Source organism: Microbacterium immunditiarum (assembly GCF_013409785.1).
GTDB classification, from domain to species: domain Bacteria; phylum Actinomycetota; class Actinomycetes; order Actinomycetales; family Microbacteriaceae; genus Microbacterium; species Microbacterium immunditiarum.
Genome location: NZ_JACCBV010000001.1, coordinates 3,498,162 through 3,514,660, shown reverse-complemented (window position 1 = coordinate 3,514,660; position 16,499 = coordinate 3,498,162). Strand labels below are relative to the sequence as shown.

Sequence of the window (16,499 nt, the reverse complement as noted above, 5' to 3'; positions counted from 1 at the left end):
CCGGTGACGACGCACACCACTCCCGCGAAGCGGCCGGCACCCGGCACGCGGGTGATCTTCCGGTGGCGCAAGTGGAACGGCGGCGACCACTGGGTGCACGAGTGCGTGTATCTCGGCAGCGACGAGTGGGGCGACTGGTTCGGGCAGCCTGCGGGCTGGCGCAGCCACCGCCCGGGCCGGGAACTCACCGCCGCGGCCGCGAACGTGACGCTCGTGCCGGCGAGCGGCGACTACGCACTGACGCACAACGTGAGCCCGCCCGCGACCTACCGCATCTACATCGACCTCGCGTGGGATGTGCACTGGGAGGGCGCGGAGCCGACCGGCATCGACATGGACCTCGACGTCGTGTGGGCGGTCGACGGGCGCGGCCTGTTCATCGACGACCGCGACGAGTGGGACGAGCACCGCGTCGAGTACGGCTACCCGCTCGATGTCGTCGAGCACCTCGAGTCGCTCGCCGTCGACCTCGAAGCGCGCGTGCGCGAGGGCGCCGCGCCGTTCGACGACTCCACCGCGCGGCGCTGGCTCGACAGGCTGGCGGCCGCCGTGCCCGCCTAGACTCGACGGGTGACCGCGAGCACGCCCGAGCACCAGCCCAACCGCGCCGACCTGCACAAGGACCCGGCGCGCGTGAGCGGCATGTTCGACCAGGTCGCGCGCGGCTACGACCGCACCAACACGGTGCTGAGCCTCGGCAACGACCGCATGTGGCGCGTGGCGACCACGCGCGCGGTCGCGCCCAAGCGCGGGGAGCGCATCCTCGACCTCGCCGCCGGCACGGGTGCGTCGAGCGTGTCGCTCGCCCGCAGCGGCGCAGAGGTCGTCGCGGCGGACTTCTCGCCCGGCATGATCGCCGAAGGGCGGCGCCGGCACGGCCCGGGTGCGCCGGGCGGCGGCATCCGCAATCTCTCGTTCGTCGAGGCGGATGCCACGGCCCTCCCGTTCGGCGACGACGAGTTCGACGCCGTGACGATGTCGTTCGGGCTGCGCAACGTGAACGACCCGAAGAAGGCGCTGCGCGAGCTGCTGCGCGTCACCAAGCCCGGCGGGAGGCTCGTGATCTGCGAGTTCTCGCACCCGCCGTCGCGCGCGTTCCGAGGGCTCTACCGCTTCTACAACGACCGCGTCCTTCCCGTCGTCGCGAAGACCGTGAGCTCGAACGCCGACGCGTACGACTACCTCAACGAGTCGATCAAGGACTGGCCGGATCAGCGGCGGCTTGCGGCGTGGATCCGCGAGGCGGGGTGGACGGATGTCGCGTACCGCAACCTCTCGCTGGGCATCGTCGCCCTGCACCGCGCCGTCAAGCCTGTCGGCGATCGTTAGGCTGGAACGGTGACCCCCTCAGCGCCGGGCTCGCGCATCGCGAGCAAGCTGGGCCTCACCGACCGCATCTTCGCCGGGCCGAGGTCCCGCCGGCTGATGGCGACCGTCGACGCAGGCCTCGAGCGCGTCGACGAGTGCCTGCGCACCGAGCTCCATGTCTCCGACGCGCTCGCCGACGCGACGAGCCGCTACCTCTACGACGCGGGCGGCAAGCGCGTGCGGCCCATGCTGGCGCTGCTGACCGCGCAGCTCGGCGAGGGCACGACCGACGAAGTCGTCCAGGCGGCGACCGCGCTCGAGCTCACGCATCTCGGATCGCTGTACCACGACGACGTGATGGACGCCGCCGACCGTCGCCGCGGAGTGCCCAGCGCACACGCGGTGTGGGGCAACAGCGTCGCGATCCTCACGGGTGACCTCCTCTTCTCGCGCGCGAGCCAGCTCATGGCCCGCAACGGCGAGCGCGCCATCCGGCTCCAGGCCGACACGTTCGAGCGCCTCGTGCTGGGGCAGATGCACGAGACCGTCGGCGCTCAGCCCGACGACGATCCGGTCGAGTTCTACCTGCAGGTGCTCGCCGACAAGACCGGCTCGCTGATCGCGGCGGCCGCAGAGGCAGGCGTGATCTTCTCGAACGCGCCGGCCGAGTACCAGAGGCCGATGTCGGTGTTCGGCGAGAAGGCGGGCGTCGCGTTCCAGTTGCTCGACGATGTGATCGACCTGTCCCCCGACCCCGCCGAGACCGGCAAGGTGCCCGGCACAGACCTGCGCGCGGGCGTCCCCACGATGCCGTACCTTCTGCTCGGCCGAGCCGACGACGACGAGTCGCGCGCGCTGCGCGGCCGGATCGACGAGGGTGTGGCGGCGATCGCCGAGGGCGCCGACCCGGCGGTGCTCGACGCCGACCTGGCTCTCCTTCGCGATCACTCAGCAACCGCCGCTACGCTCGACCTGGCGAATTCCTGGTCGCGCGACGCGATCGAGGCTCTGGCGCCCGTGCCCGACGGGCCCGTGCGCGAAGCGCTCACACGGTTCGCGCAGGCCGTCGCCGACCGCTCCAGCTAGTCGCGGCATTCGCGCTGCACAGCTCGCGTCTCGTCTCGCTTCGCTCGCTCATCGACCGAGTCATCCGGAAAGGATCACCATGACCAAGCTCAGGCTGGCCATCGTCGGCGCCGGCCCCGCCGGTATCTACGCCGCCGACATCCTCCTGAAGGCCGAGCGCAAGTTCGACGTCTCGATCGACCTCTTCGAGCAGCTGCCCGCTCCGTACGGGCTCGTGCGCTACGGCGTGGCTCCCGACCACCCCCGCATCAAGGGCATCATCACGGCCCTGCGCGAGGTGCTCGACCGCGGCGACATCCGCATCTTCGGCAACGTGCGCTTCGGCGAGGACATGACGCTCGACGACCTCAAGCGTCACTACAACGCCGTCATCTTCGCTACGGGCGCCGTGCACGACGCGTCGCTGAACATCCCCGGCATCGACGCGAAGGGCTCCTACGGCGCGGCGGACTTCGTGAGCTGGTACGACGGCCACCCCGACGTACCGCGCGAATGGTCGCTCGACGCCGCGTCCGTCGCCGTGATCGGCAACGGCAACGTCGCGCTCGATGTCGCGCGCATGCTCGCGAAGCACGCCGACGACCTGCTGCCCACCGAGATCCCCGAGAACGTCTACGCGGGGCTGAAGGAGTCGAAGGTCACCGACGTGCACGTGTTCGGCCGCCGCGGCCCCGCGCAGGTGAAGTTCACGCCCCTCGAGCTGCGCGAGCTCGGCGAGCTGAACGACGTCGACATGGTCGTGTACGACGAGGACTTCGACTACGACGAGGCCTCCAAGGCCGCGATCGCGAGCAACAAGCAGGTCATGGTGATCGACCGCGTGCTCCAGTCTTGGCGCCAGCGCCCCTCGGTCAACAACGAGGGCGGCACGGCGTCGCGCCGCCTGCACCTGCACTTCTACGCGAAGCCCGTCGAGGTGAAGACCGATGACGAGGCCCGCGTGTGCGCGTACGTGTACGAGCGCACGCGTCCGGACGGCGAGGGTGGTGTGGTCGGCACGGGCGAGCTGCGCGAGGTGAAGGTGCAGGCGCTCTATCGCGCGGTCGGCTACTTCGGCTCGCCCCTGCCGGGCGTGCCGTTCGACAAGCGCCACGGCGTCATCCCGAACCACGAGGGCCAGGTGCTGCGCAAGGACTCGAACGAGCGCGTGCCCGGCGTCTACGCGACCGGCTGGATCAAGCGCGGGCCGGTGGGTCTGATCGGCCACACGAAGTCCGACGCGATGGAGACGATCCGCCACCTCATCAACGACCAGGGGTCGTGGTGGCAGCCCGTCGACCCGTCCGAAGAGGCGATCCCGCGCCTGCTCGCCGAGCGCGGCGTCGCGTGGACCGATCTCGAGGGCTGGCACCGCCTCGACGAGCACGAGATCGGCCTGGGTGCGCCGCACGAGCGCGCCCGCATCAAGGTCGTGCCGCGCGACGAGATGGTGTCGATCTCTCGCGGCGAGTAGTCGCCGTCGGTTCGGGTGTCTTGCTGAGCGGCTCGTACGTCCGCCACGCGTAGCTGTACGTCAGGACCCACCAGACGAGCGCGAGCACGGCGACGACGGCGCCGGCGGCTCGGCGGCCATGGCGTCATCGTCCACGCGCGGGATGCGCCGCCGCCACTGCCGAAGCGGCCCGTCGCAATAGGCTGACGCCATGGCGGAGGAGTGGATCCCCGACATCCTGGGCGGGCCGTTCGAGCAGCTCACGCTGCCGCTCGGCGAGGACGACGAGGGTCCGGTCGTCGCGACGCTCGTGCGGAGCATCCGAAATCCCCTTCTGTCGCTGTTCAGCCCGCTGCGCGACGTGGACGTGCTCGCGGTGCACGGGTGGTCGGACTACTTCTTCCAGACCGAGCTCGCGGAGTTCTGGAACGGCCTCGGGGCACGGTTCTACGCGCTCGATCTGCGCAAGTACGGCCGCAGCATGCGGGCCGGGCAGACGCCGGGCTACGTGGCGCGACTCGACGAGTACGACGAGGACATCGAGGCGGCGCTCGACGCGATGGGCCATGGTGCCGGCTGGTCGAGAGGCGCGCGGCGGCTCGTGCTGCTCGGGCACTCCACGGGCGGGCTGACGCTCTCGCTGTGGGCGGCACGTCACGCCGGCCGTGCCGCCGCCGTCGTGCTCAACTCCCCGTGGCTCGAGCTGCAGCTCGGATCGGTCGCGCGGCAGGCCATCGCGCCACTCGTCGACCTCCGCGCGCGGATCGACCCGCTCGGACAGCACCCCGCCGTCGACCTCGGCTTCTACACGCGTGCGCAGACCGAGGTCGGCGTGCTGCCGGCGCCGGCGTACCGGACCGACTGGCGGCCTCCGCGCGGCTTCCCGACGCACCCGGGGTGGCTCGCCGCCGTGCTCGAGGGGCACCGGCGCATCGCAGCGGGCGTCGACGTCGGCGCCCCCACGCTCGTGCTCCTGTCGGCGCGGTCGACGCCTCCGCTCTCGTGGAGCGAGGACATGACCTCGAGCGACTCGGTGCTCGTGGTCGACGACATCGCGAAGTCGGCGACCAAGCTCGGCAGGCTCGTCACGATCGCGCGCATCGAGGGCGCGATCCACGACGTCTTCCTGTCGCGACCGGGACCGCGTGCCGAGGCGTACGCGGTGCTGAGGAGGTGGGTGACCGGATGCCTCGCGTCGAGGCATCCGTGAATCGCCGCTCCCGGTGCGTGCCGCCTAGCCCTCGGGCGCGAGCGCGAGGACGGGCGCGAGGTTGTCGCGTGTGAGGCTGATCCACGGGCCCGCGGGATCGATGAGCACTCCGTCGAGCCCGGGCTCGGTGATCAGCACGGCGGCGAGCTGGGCGGGCGTCATCGGAACGGGCTGCGTGCCGCGGTCGAGAGCGATGACCTCGAGCGGGTGCGAGAAGATCTCGAGCAGGCGCTTGCCGTCGTTCGCACGCGCCTCGGAGATGCCTGGACCCTGCTCCGTCTGGCCGACCGACACCCACAGCTTCGCGTCGACGAGCGCGCGGCCGATCTCGGTCGCCGTCTGCGGGGTGCGCTCGCCCGAGACGAGGCGCTTGATCGGGAACTCCGTGCCGCCCGCCTCTTCGACGATGCGCTCGAGCAGCTCCCGCGGGATCACCGCACGGCTCTGCCCCGACGCGGGGTCGAGCACGAGACCGGCGTACGTCCCGGCGAGGACGTACCGGAGCACGGATGCCACGGGCTGCGCCATCGCGGACGTTCCGGTGTCGCCGTCGGCGAGCACGCTCGCCCGCAGCGCGCCCAATCCGCTGTACGCGACGGCGAACTGCTTGTCGCCCGCTGTCAGCATCGCGAGGGGGAGGTTCTCGCCCGCGGCGAGGAGGGCGCGGGCGTCGCCCTTCACGCGCAGGAAGAGGTGGCCCTGCAGCAGCTGCCGCGCGACCGCCATCACGTCTCGGCCAGTCGGCTCGGCGGGCAGCTTCGCGAGAGCGTCGCGCAGAAGGACGTTGTCGGACGCCTGGGCGCCCGAGCCCGCCGCGTGCTCGGCGGCCTGTGGCGACGGTGACGGCGGCTGCTGCGCAGGGGTGGTGGCACGGCCGTAGGTCGAGAGCGAGATGCCGACGTGTGGGACCGACTGGTCTGCGGCCGCGCCGGGCGCGGCATCCGTGTCTGCCGCGTCCGCGTCGGACGGCGCCACGGATTCGGGCTGTTCGTCAGGCGTGCGCTTGCCGCGCGAGAAGAGGGCCATCGCTCGAGCCTAGGCGTCCGTCCTGGATGCCGTGTGCGGATCATCCGAGCACTCGGTGTTCACCTCGAAGGACGCGCTCGAGGATGATCCGAGCGGCATGGAGACCGGGCTTGCCGAGGGATTCGAGCAGCTCGACGAACTGCTCGCCGCGAAGCGCTGACGCTGTCGGCAGGGGTGCCGCACGTCGGCGGTGCGTCCTAGGGTCGGAGCATGGCCTCGCCCCGCATCACCCTGACCATGCCCGGCCCCGACGGCGATCGCGAGGTCAGCGTGTCGAACCCCGACCGCGTGCTGTGGCCCGAGGTCGGGATCACCAAGCGGGAGCTCGCCGAATACCTCATCACGATCGCCGAGCCGTTCCTCGCCTCGAACGGAAACCGCCCCGTGTCGCTCGAGCGGTTCCCCGAAGGGGTCGACGGCGAGCGCTTCTACTCGAAGAACCCTCCCAAAGGGGCGCCCGCGTTCGTCGAGTCGCGAACCGTGACGTACAACAGCGGGCGGCGGCATCCGCAGATCGTGTTCACCGAGATCGCCGCGGCCGTGTGGGCGGTGCAGATGAACACGATCGTTTTTCACCCGTGGGCCTCGCTCATCTCGAACACCGACAACCCGGTCGAGCTGCGGATCGACCTCGACCCGCAGCCGGGAACGGACTTCGCGGATGCCGCGGCCGTCGCGCCCGCGATGCGCGACGTGCTCGCCGAGGCGGGGCTCACGGCGTTCCTCAAGACGAGCGGCAACCGGGGGATCCACATCTTCTGCCCGATCAAGCCGGAGTGGGAGTTCCTCGACGTGCGGCACGCCGTGATCGCCGCCGGCCGGGAGCTCGAGCGGCGCATGCCCGACAAGGTCACGATGAACTGGTGGAAGGAGGAGCGCGGCGAGCGCATCTTCATCGACTTCAACCAGGCCAACCGCGACCGCACGATGGCGGGTGCGTACAGCCCGCGCGCGCTGCCCCACGCCAGCGTGTCGACTCCGCTCACGTGGGACGAGCTCGAGGCGGGGGTGGACCCTGCCTCGTTCACGGTGCGCTCGATCCCGCAGCGCCTCGCCGACATCGGCGACCCGTGGGCCGACCTCCTCGCGAAGCCCGGTCGGATCGACACGCTGCTGGAGTGGTGGCAGCGCGACCTCGACGACGGGCTCGGCGAGCTGCCCTTCCCTCCCGACTTCCCCAAGATGCCGGGTGAGCCGCCGCGCGTGCAGCCGAGCCGCATCAATCCCGAAAACTGGCCCAAGGAGGAAGGATGACCGAGCGCACGCCCCTCGCCGACCGGCTCGTGGCGCGTCTGCTGCAGACGCCGTGGCTCACACGGCTGCCGATCCCTCTCTATCGGGCAGGCTTCGGGTGGATCTTCGGCGAAAGGCTCGTGATGATCGAGCACCTTGGCAGGGTCTCGCACGAGCCGAGGTACGGCGTCGTCGAGGTGGTCGAGCGAACGCCGAACGCCGTGCGCGTCGCGTCGGGGCTCGGAGAGCGTGCGCAGTGGTATCGAAATCTGCGCGCGAACGGCGTCGCGTACCTCAGTCTCGGTCGCCGGCGGCGCGTGCCGGCGGCAGTGCGGATGCTCGACGCCGATGAGTCCCGGACGGTGCTCGAGCGCTATGCGCGACAGCATCCGCAGGCGTGGAAGCACCTGTCATCGGCGATGGACTACGCGGCCGGAGGGCACGCGCAGATCCCGGTCGTCGAGTTCGGGCCGCCGGGCCGGACTGACGATGCCGAACCTGTGCGCGGCACTCCGCGTGCGGGATACTCGCGATAGCCCTTGTCGCGACCCTTGCAGGAGGGGCCATGACCGCCGTGTTCGAGTTCCTTGCGCTGCATCCGGTCATCGTGCTGTTCCTGCTCATCGGACTGGGCGCGGCGCTCGGACAAGTGCGCGTCGGCGGCGTGTCGCTCGGTGCGGTCGCGGTGCTCCTCGTCGGCATGGCGATCACGGCGTGGGGCGTCGCGCTCGGCGTCTCGATCGAGCTGCCGGCCGCGATCGGCGATGTCGGTCTGGTGCTGTTCGCCTTCTGCATCGGGATCATCTCGGGACCGGGCTTCTTCAACGCGATGAAGTCGTCCTGGGCGCTCATGCTGGTCGTGACGGGCATCCTCATCGTCGGAGCCGCGGCGGCGTTCGGCCTGGGAGTCGCGTTCGGGGTGTCACCCGTCACGATCGCGGGAACCTTCGCGGGCGCGGTGACGAACACCCCTGCACTCGCGGCGACCGGCGGCAGCGCCGAGGCGACCGTCGGCTACGCGAGCGCCTACATCTTCGGCGTCATCGGGGCGCTGGTCGTGGCCGCGCTCGCTCTGCGCCACCGCGCCGCCGACACGGATGCGCCCGCGCCGATCATCGACAAGGCGGTCGAGATCGACACGACGTCGATGCCGACCGCCGACGAGCTCTCGAAGCGCCACGGCCGACGCGTGCTGTTCTCGCGCGTGATGCCCAAGGACGGCGAGATCGAGGCGGTCGGACCCGACACCCAGCTCACTCCGGGCGCGGTCGTCAACGTCGTCGGCCCGAGCGACGCGGTGGAGGCCGTCAGCGACGAGATCGGCCACACGGCGGCGGTCGACATCGTGGGTCAGCGCTCGGAGCTGGACTTCCGTCGCATCATCCTGTCGAACCCGCGACTGGCAGGCCGAACGGTCGCGAGTCTCCAGCTGCGCGAGCGGCTCGGCGCGACGATCGTCCGCGTGCGTCGCGGCGACGTCGAGTTCGTCGCGACGCCGGATTTCGTGGTGCTGCAGGGAGATCGCTTGCGGGTCGTCGGCCCGAAGCGCTCGATGCCCGCCGTGTCGGAGTTCCTCGGAGACTCCGAGCGCGGCATGGCCGACACCAACCCGGTCGCCCTCGGGCTCGGGATCGCGCTCGGCCTGCTCATCGGCGCGATCCAGATCCCGCTCCCCGGAGGCGGCTACTTCGGCCTGGGGTTCGGGGCCGGCGCGCTCGTCGTCGGGCTCATCATGGGGCGCATCGGCCGAATCGGCCCTTTCGTGACCTCGCTGCCGAACACCGCGGCGAACGTGCTCGCCGAGCTCGGCCTGCTCATCTTCCTCGCGTTCGCGGGGACGAAGGCGGGATCGCTCATCGTCAGCGCGATCGTGTCGGGTGAGATCGTGACGCTGCTGCTCATCGGCGCCGTCGTCACCCTCACCGTGATGCTCGGCACGTATCTCATGCTGCGCCACGTGTTCCGGCTCGGCGGCACGCGACTGTCGGGCGCCATCGCGGGGACGCAGACGAACCCCGCGATCCTCGCGTTCGCGAACAGCCGCACCGGCCACGACGTGCGCGTCGCGCTGGGGTACCGCCTCGTGTATCCGGCTGCCATGGTGGTGAAGATCCTGCTCGCGCAGGTTCTCGTGACGCTGTGAGCTGGGGAGGTCAGACGAGGACGTCCGCCAGGTCGTAGGCCGACACCGTCTCGAGCTGGTCGTAGGTGCACGAACGCGGCTCGCGATCGGGACGCCAGCGCTCGAACTGCACCGTGTGACGGAATCGCCAGCCCTCGAGCTGGTCGTACCGGACCTCGAGCACGCGCTCGGGGCGGAGTCGCACGAACGACGAATCGGCTCGCGACGGGGTGAAGCGCGACTTCTCGCCCTCGTTCCGGACCGGATTCCCGTCGGCATCTCGCTCGACGAGCGGATCCAGTTCGTCGACGAGCTCGAGCCGCCTCTGGTTGCTCCACGCCGCGACTCCGCCCACCGGGTACAGCTCACCGTCGTCGGAGTAGAGGCCGACGAGAAGCGAGCCGACGCCCTGGCCGGACTTGTGCACGCGATACCCCATCGCGACGACGTCCGCCGTGCGGGCGTGCTTGATCTTGAACATCGTCCGCTTGTTCGGGGCGTACGGCTGCTCGAGCGGCTTTGCGATCACGCCGTCGAGGCCGGCTCCCTCGAACTCCGACAGCCACCGCCGCGCGACCTCGGGGTCGTCGGTCGTGCGCGTCACGTGAACGGGGTGCGGCACGGTGCCGAGCAGGTCGACCAGCTCGGCACGCCGTGTCGAGTACGGCTCGGCCTGGAGGTCGCGGTCGCCCCGCGCGAGCAGGTCGAACGCGATGAACATCGCCGGCGTCTCGACCGACAGCTTCGCGACGCGTGACGCCGCGGGGTGGATGCGCTGAGTGAGCGACTCCCAGTCGAGCCGCTGCGCGCCAGGCTCGCCCTTGGGCACCACGACCTCGCCGTCGATGAGACACGGCTCGGGGAGGAGCCGCGAGAACGCCTCGACGAGTTCGGGGAAGTAGCGCGTGAGCGGCTTGGCCCCGCGACTGCCGATCTCGACGCTCGAGCCGTCCCACGACACGAGCGCGCGGAACCCGTCCCACTTCGGCTCGTAGCAGAGCCCGCCGGGCACGGCATCGGGGAGGGGCACTTCGGGGACCGACTTCGCGAGCATCGGCGCGGGGATGTCGTAGGCCATGCGTCCATCCTGCCGTGGGCCTCCGACCCCGCACAGGGCCGCGACGGATGCCGCGCCCGCCGGCCTCAGGACGCCGAGGGGCTCGACGCGGCGAAGATCGCCGCCGCCTCGGCGCGGTTCGCCGCACCGACCTTCGCGAGGATCGCCGACACGTGCACCGAGGCGGTCTTCGGGCTGATGAACAGCCGCCTGCCGATCTCGGAGTTCGTGAGCCCGTCCGCCACGAGCTCGAGCACCTGCAGCTCGCGCGGGGTCAGGCCGGCGATGGCACCGGATGCGGCGGCGGCATCCGCCCCGCCGAGCAGGCGCGCATGCGCGCCCAGCTCCTTCGCCCAGCGTGCGACGCGCGCGACGCCCTGCGGCGGAGCCTCATCGAGGATGCGCTCGAGCATGTGCGCGGCCTCGTCGCGCTCGCCGTTCGCGATGAGCGCTTCGGCGAGGCGCAGTCGCGCGACCTGGACGTGCCAGATCAGCAGGCCGCCGCCGGCGGGAGCCGCCGCGACTGCGCGCCAGCGCGCGACCCGCTCGGCGGCGGGTCCCGTGTCGCCGAGCGCCGCTCGCACGTAATCGCCCCATCGGCGGTTGATCTCGTGGTCGGCCCAGTCATCGAGCGCGCGCAGCAGCCGTTCCCGCTCCTCACCGTGCTCGTCCGGTGCGCTCGCGACGAGCAGCGACGCCGCGACGGCGGCGTACCTCCGGGTCGCCGGCTCCATGTCGCTCTCGACGACCTCGAGCGCGCCCGCGAGCGCCTCGCGTCGGCGTGCGTCGGCTTCGGGCGAGGGGCGGCCGACAGTGAACTCGAGCGCGGCATCCGCCTTGTCGAGGTGCCACCACGCACCCTTCTCGGGCTTGAGACGCTTCGTCTCGTCGATGGAGCCCCGCTCGCTCGCGAGCAGCTCCGCGCGGGCGGCGGCTTCGTCGTTCCACGCCAGGTGGGTCGCCGTCATCCGCACCGCCGACGTCCGCGAGGCCTTGTCGGAGAGCCGTCGCGCGCGCGTCGCGTACGCGAGCGCGTCGTCGGGACGGCCCACCGCGAACAAGGCGAACGCCAGGCCGTGGGCGATCGAGGTGCCCGAGCCGCGTTCGATGCCGGCTCGCACCGCCTCCGCGTAATAGCGCTCGGCCACCGCGGCAGCTTCCGCGAACCGTCCCAGACGCGAGAGCTGGTCGACGTGGGCGCTGCCGGCATAGGCGCGCAAGGGCGGATCGAGCTTCAGCGCGACCGCGCGCTCGAGCGGTCGAAGCGCCGCCGGCTGGTCGTCCTCGTCACCCGAGACGCGCCAGCCCTCGATCGTGAGCGCGACGGCGAGCGCCGCGTCGTCTCCCGCGGCCTCGGCGAGCTCGATCGCGCGGCTGGCGTGGTCGGCGGCCTCCCGGCCGTGCTCGCTGATCGCGAGGTTGGACATGGCGCGCGACATGAGCGCCTTCGCCGGCGTGGAGTCGATGCCCTCGAGCAGGCGCACAGCCTCTTCGAGGTCTTCGCGCCGCTCGCGGTGCTCCGCGTTGAACACCTCGACGAATCGCTGCCTCAGGAGCGCCGCACGCGTGAGCGGGTCGTCGACGCACACCGCGAGTCCCTCGTTCGCCGAGCGCAGCGCGCGATGGGCGTCGCCGAGGTCGTGCCACGCCTGCGCGGCCTCGAGGTGCAGTACGGGACGGGACGTGCCCGCGCGCGCTTCGGCATCCGGCACCTGGTCCCACAGCTCGGTGAGGCGCTCCGCGAGCTTGACCGAGGTCGCCGGCGCGAAGCTCGCACGCGAGAGGCGCAGAGCGCGCACGGTCGCGTCGAACGCCGCCGTGAGGTCGCGCGCGGCGAGCCAGTGCTCGGCGACCGCCGACACATCGTCGGGGGAGTCGGCCGGACGGTTCTGCTGCAGATACTCGGCGAACGCGCGGTGCACGCGCACGCGCTCGCTCGGCAGCATCTCGCCGTGCACGGCTTCGCGCGTGAGCGCGTGGCGGAACGAGTACCCCGCACCGGCGGCGAGCACGACCCGCGTGTCGATCGCCTCGCGCAGCGCGCGATCGAGTGTGCGGTCGTCGAGCATCGACACCGCCGCGAGCACGTCGTGATCGACGTGCATTCCGCCGGCGGCCATCGCGCGGACCGTCTCCTGCGCGGGGTCGCTCAACCGCGTATAGCGCGCGAGCACGAGGTCGCGCAGGGTGTCGGGGAGGCCGCGGTCGCCGAGGTCGACGAGCTCCTCGACGAGGAACGGGATTCCGCCGCTGCGTTCCGCGAGTCGCTCGACGCCCTGCGGGTCGATGCCGTCCGCGGTGAGGATGCTCACCTGCTCGGCGACCTCGGCGAGCGACAGCGGCTCGAGGTCGACGCGCACGAGGCCCGGGGTTCGGTCGAGCTCGGCGAGAACCGGGTGCAGCGGGTGGAACCGGTCGATGTCGTCGGAGCGGTACGTCGAGATGATCGTCAGATGGCGTCCCCGCAGCGTGCTCGCGAGCGTCTTGAGGAGCGCGAAGGTCGCGGCATCCGCCCATTGCAGGTCTTCGATGACGATCACGACGTGACGCGTCGCCGACAGGCTCTCGAGCACGACCTCGATCGCCTCGGCGAACTCGCCCGCCTGCTCGTCGTCCGCCGGAGCATCGGGCGCGAGGCCGGGCACGAGGGCCGCGAGCGCCGTGACCGCCGCGGGAGAGCCGGCGGCCTCGCGCAGCGCATCGGTGCCGACCTCGCCGTGGAGGTCGCGCAGCACGCGGCGGATGGGCCCGAAGGGCGCGCCGATCGGGCCGAGGTCGACGCACTGGCCGACGGCGACCACGAGCGGCAGCCCTTCGTCACGGCGCGCCGCGGCCTGCGCGAGCAGCTCCTGCACGAGACGCGTCTTGCCGATGCCTGCCTCGCCTCGCACGAGCACGGCTCGCGGGCGTCCGCGCCGGCCGTCGTCGAACGCGTCGAGCAGCGAACGCAGCTCCGCGCCGCGGCCGACCATGACCGAGGGAGTCCCCGTGGGGCGCATGAACATATCGTGTCACCTTCCGTGGCAGGGCGAGTGGCGGCGGTGGACCGGATGCCGCGTCACGCGTGGCGCGGACGCGACTTCCGGTCCCCACCGGCCGCCCGCGGGCGCGCGCTCGGCGCGGCCTCCGCGGGAAGGGCTGCCGCCGGGAGCGCGGCCGCCCCCTGTCGGCGTTCGCGCACCCGGAGCAGCAGCTCGTTCTCGCGCCGCAGAGCCTCGGCCCGGTGCCCGTCGAGCACGCTCGCGGCGAAAACCAGTTCGTTCATGTCGTCCTCCGTCGGCCGGTGCACAGCCGGCCACGACACTTACGGTCCTCCCTAAGGAGGGGTGGGCGAATCGGGCGAACGCCTTATCTTCCACGGCCGAGTACTCGCTGCGCGACGCCCCGCGCCCCGACTGATCGCACCCCTGCTTCCTCGCGAGTGAACGACTTCGCGTCGAGTGCACGGGCTGGGCGCGTGGCGAGGTCGTGCGCTCGACGCCAAGCCGTGCACTCGGCGAAGAGGGGGAGGGCGAGCGGGATCAGCCGAGGGTCGACGACAGGCGGCGGGCGACCTCGGCGGCCGGCATCCGCCTCGGGAAGACCGCGACCATGACATCGTCGTCCGCGGGCGTGCCCGACGGATCGGGGTGCACGCCGAACCGCCGCATCGCGTCGTCGAGCGCGGCCTGCAGCACCGACACGGGCACGCGCTTCGTGCCGCGCAGCAGGCGCCGCAGCACGTGGTTGTGGACGGCCGTGACGAGCGCGGCGAACCCGACCGCATCGACCGGGTCAAGGCCGGGGAGCGCGTCGCGCAGGTACTCGTCGAACAGTCGCTCGTAGCGGAAGACGGCCACGATCTCGCGGTTGCGCAGCGCGGGGACCTGCCGCACGACCGTGTACCGGCGGCGGGCGAGCTCGGGGTCGCGTGCGAAGTGACGGAAGGCGATGACGGATGCCTCGCACACCGCCTGCCACGGATTCTCGTGCGGCTTCGACAGGAAGGTCCGCAGCTGCTCGAGCAGCGCCTCGTGGTCGGCGAAGATCACGTCCTCCTTGCCGCCGAACTGGCGGAAGAAGGTCGAGCGGGACACGCCGGCGGCCTTCGCGATCTGGTCGACCGACGTCTGGTCGAAGCCCCGCTCGGCGAACAGCTCCACCGCAGCGGCGATCACCGCCGTGCGCGACGCCGAGCTCTGGTCGAGGTCTGTCATCGGCATGAGCCTAGAGCACGGCGTGTTCGCGCGCCCGGGTACGGAACTCCGGAGATTCGGCGCGGGACGCGCCGCATCCGCCCGATCCGGGCCCTCGGAGCCACGGTTCTCCGGAGTTCGGCGCGGCGGGCCGACGCGACGTTGTCAACCCGGTGGCAGCGGGACGGGCGACGGCGTTGACTGGGCGCATGCCGTCACTGTGGCGCACCGGAACGCAGCCGATCGAGGGAACCGAGTTCGAGCCTGGACGCCATCACGACGTCATCGTCGTGGGAGCGGGGCTGACGGGGCTGTGCACCGCGCTCATGCTGACCCGGGAAGGGCTCGACGTCGCCGTCGTGGACTCCGGACGCGTCGCAGAGCTCGCGACCGGCGGGAACACGGGCAAGGCCACGCTCCTGCAGGGCACGCGCCTGTCGACGCTGCGCCGCGACCACCCCGCGCCGCTCGTGCGTGCGTACGTCGACGCGAACCGGGACGGACTCGAGTGGCTCACGGCGTTCGCGATCGAGGCGGGCGTGCCGTCGACACGGCGGACCGCGGTGTCGTACGCGCAGACCCTCTCGGGCGTCGAACCGGTCGAGGCCGAGCTCGCGGCAGCCCGGGAGGCGGGACTCGCGGTGCGTCGGATCCCGGGACCGGACGGGGCGGAAGACGGCGGGACGCGGCATCCGTTCCCCTTCGCGGGCGGGGTCGCGCTCGACCACCAGCTCGCGATCGACCCCGTCGTCCTCGCGAACGCGCTCGCGCGGGCGTTCACGGCCGCGGGCGGGACGCTCCACACCGGCGTGCGCGTGCGGCACGCGCACGCTGCGCCGCATCCGTGGATCGAGACGGAGTCGGGGTACGCATCGGCCGACCACATCGTGCTTGCGACGGGCATGCCGATCGCCGATCGCGGACTGTACTTCGCGAAAGTCCGCGCGCTGAGGTCGTACTGCGTCGCCTTCTCGTACGACGGCGAGCTTCCGGACGGCATGTACATCTCGGTCGACGGGCCGACGCGATCGATCCGGCCCGTGGCGTCCGAGGACGGCCCGGTCGACCTCGCGCGCCTCGTCGTCGGGGGGAACGGGCACCCCGTCGGGCGCGGCGACTCCGAGAAGCACTGCGTCGAGGACCTCATCGCGTGGACGCGCCGGCATTTTCCCGGTGCCGAGCCCGTCGAGGTGTGGTCTGCCCAGGACTACGAATCGCACAACCTCGTGCCGTTCGTCGGCGCCCTGCCGCGCGGGCTCGGGCGCATCCGGTTCGCCACCGGCTACGCGAAGTGGGGGCTGACGAACGCGCCGGCCGCGGCGCTGCGCCTGTCGGCGGAGATCCGGCGCGTCCCGCGTCGCGAGCGGCCGCAGTGGATGGCCACGATCGGGCGGCGGCTCACGATGCCGGCCGACCTCGGGCGAGGAGGCGTCGAGAACCTCAAGATCGGGTGGGAGGCGGCCGCCGGATGGACGGGCGCGCTGCGCACGCCCGTGCCTGTGCCCGCACCGGCCGACGGCGAGGGCGTCGTCGCGAACCGCGCCGGACACCCGGTCGCCATCTCGACGGCCGACGGCACGACGAGGGCGGTGAGCGCCGTCTGCACGCACCTGGGCGGGGTCGTCTCGTGGAACGACGCGGAGTGCACGTGGGACTGCCCGCTGCACGGATCGCGGTTCGCCGCCGACGGCGCGCGCATCGAAGGGCCGGCGGTGCACGACCTCGAGCGGCTGCCCCGGACTGGCCGCGGGTCGGGAGCACGATCCGACGGGTAGTAGGCTTGATGACCGGCCGATCTCTCGACATCGAGAGATTTTCTGCGGCCGAAGCCACGTTCGCCCACGAAGGAC

Annotated in this window: 14 protein-coding genes; 9 read left to right on the top strand and 5 right to left on the bottom strand. The window is 71.8% G+C overall.

What is annotated here, in order from left to right; genetic code table 11:
• Positions 1-3 precede the first annotated feature (3 nt).
• The 5 genes from BJ991_RS16335 (at position 4) to BJ991_RS16315 (ending at position 5,036) form a co-directional block, all read left to right on the top strand.
• Positions 4-561, top strand: a complete 558-nt coding sequence (locus BJ991_RS16335; RefSeq protein WP_179491731.1) for a DUF402 domain-containing protein — start codon at positions 4-6, stop codon at positions 559-561.
• Between the two features lie 9 nt (positions 562-570).
• Positions 571-1,329: a demethylmenaquinone methyltransferase gene (locus BJ991_RS16330; RefSeq protein ID WP_179491730.1), complete on the top strand. Its 759-nt coding sequence runs from the start codon at positions 571-573 to the stop codon at positions 1,327-1,329.
• A gap of 9 nt (positions 1,330-1,338) precedes the next feature.
• Positions 1,339-2,394 (top strand): polyprenyl synthetase family protein, encoded by a 1,056-nt coding sequence (locus tag BJ991_RS16325; RefSeq protein WP_179491729.1) that lies wholly within the window; start codon positions 1,339-1,341, stop codon positions 2,392-2,394.
• Between the two features lie 79 nt (positions 2,395-2,473).
• A complete protein-coding gene (locus tag BJ991_RS16320; RefSeq protein WP_179491728.1) occupies positions 2,474-3,847 on the top strand; it encodes an FAD-dependent oxidoreductase in 1,374 nt (457 codons plus the stop codon).
• A 190-nt stretch (positions 3,848-4,037) separates the two neighbouring features.
• Entirely contained in the window at positions 4,038-5,036 is a 999-nt protein-coding gene (locus BJ991_RS16315) for an alpha/beta hydrolase (RefSeq protein WP_179491727.1), read from the top strand.
• Positions 5,037-5,060: 24 nt separating this feature from the next.
• Here BJ991_RS16315 and BJ991_RS16310 read toward each other — a convergent pair whose 3' ends face one another.
• Positions 5,061-6,062, bottom strand: coding sequence for an SseB family protein (locus tag BJ991_RS16310; protein WP_179491726.1), 1,002 nt, complete (start codon positions 6,060-6,062; stop codon positions 5,061-5,063).
• A gap of 210 nt (positions 6,063-6,272) precedes the next feature.
• Between BJ991_RS16310 and ligD the strand changes: the two genes are divergently transcribed.
• The 3 genes from ligD to BJ991_RS16295 are packed head-to-tail and all read left to right on the top strand — an operon-like array spanning position 6,273 to position 9,438.
• Positions 6,273-7,316 (top strand): non-homologous end-joining DNA ligase, encoded by a 1,044-nt coding sequence (gene ligD, locus BJ991_RS16305; RefSeq protein ID WP_179491724.1) that lies wholly within the window; start codon positions 6,273-6,275, stop codon positions 7,314-7,316.
• A complete protein-coding gene (locus BJ991_RS16300) occupies positions 7,313-7,831 on the top strand; it encodes a nitroreductase family deazaflavin-dependent oxidoreductase (RefSeq protein WP_179491722.1) in 519 nt (172 codons plus the stop codon). Before ligD ends, BJ991_RS16300 begins: the two co-directional genes overlap by 4 nt.
• A 29-nt stretch (positions 7,832-7,860) precedes the next feature.
• On the top strand, positions 7,861-9,438 hold the full coding sequence (locus tag BJ991_RS16295; RefSeq protein WP_179491721.1) for an aspartate:alanine exchanger family transporter: 1,578 nt from the start codon (positions 7,861-7,863) through the stop codon (positions 9,436-9,438).
• A 10-nt stretch (positions 9,439-9,448) separates the two neighbouring features.
• On the opposite strand, the gene BJ991_RS16290 is transcribed toward BJ991_RS16295, so the two are convergent.
• The 4 genes from BJ991_RS16290 to BJ991_RS16275 form a co-directional block, all read right to left on the bottom strand.
• Positions 9,449-10,495: an ATP-dependent DNA ligase gene (locus BJ991_RS16290; RefSeq protein WP_179491719.1), complete on the bottom strand. Its 1,047-nt coding sequence runs from the start codon at positions 10,493-10,495 to the stop codon at positions 9,449-9,451.
• Positions 10,496-10,560: 65 nt separating this feature from the next.
• A complete protein-coding gene (locus BJ991_RS18705) occupies positions 10,561-13,473 on the bottom strand; it encodes a helix-turn-helix transcriptional regulator (protein WP_281363933.1) in 2,913 nt (970 codons plus the stop codon).
• 59 nt (positions 13,474-13,532) lie between these two features.
• Complete coding sequence (locus BJ991_RS16280; RefSeq protein ID WP_179491717.1) at positions 13,533-13,739, bottom strand: hypothetical protein; 207 nt, start codon at positions 13,737-13,739, stop codon at positions 13,533-13,535.
• Positions 13,740-13,995: 256 nt separating this feature from the next.
• Positions 13,996-14,670: a TetR family transcriptional regulator gene (locus BJ991_RS16275; RefSeq protein ID WP_179491715.1), complete on the bottom strand. Its 675-nt coding sequence runs from the start codon at positions 14,668-14,670 to the stop codon at positions 13,996-13,998.
• A gap of 188 nt (positions 14,671-14,858) precedes the next feature.
• Between BJ991_RS16275 and BJ991_RS16270 the strand changes: the two genes are divergently transcribed.
• Positions 14,859-16,424, top strand: a complete 1,566-nt coding sequence (locus tag BJ991_RS16270; RefSeq protein ID WP_179491713.1) for an FAD-dependent oxidoreductase — start codon at positions 14,859-14,861, stop codon at positions 16,422-16,424.
• Positions 16,425-16,499: the final 75 nt, after the last annotated feature.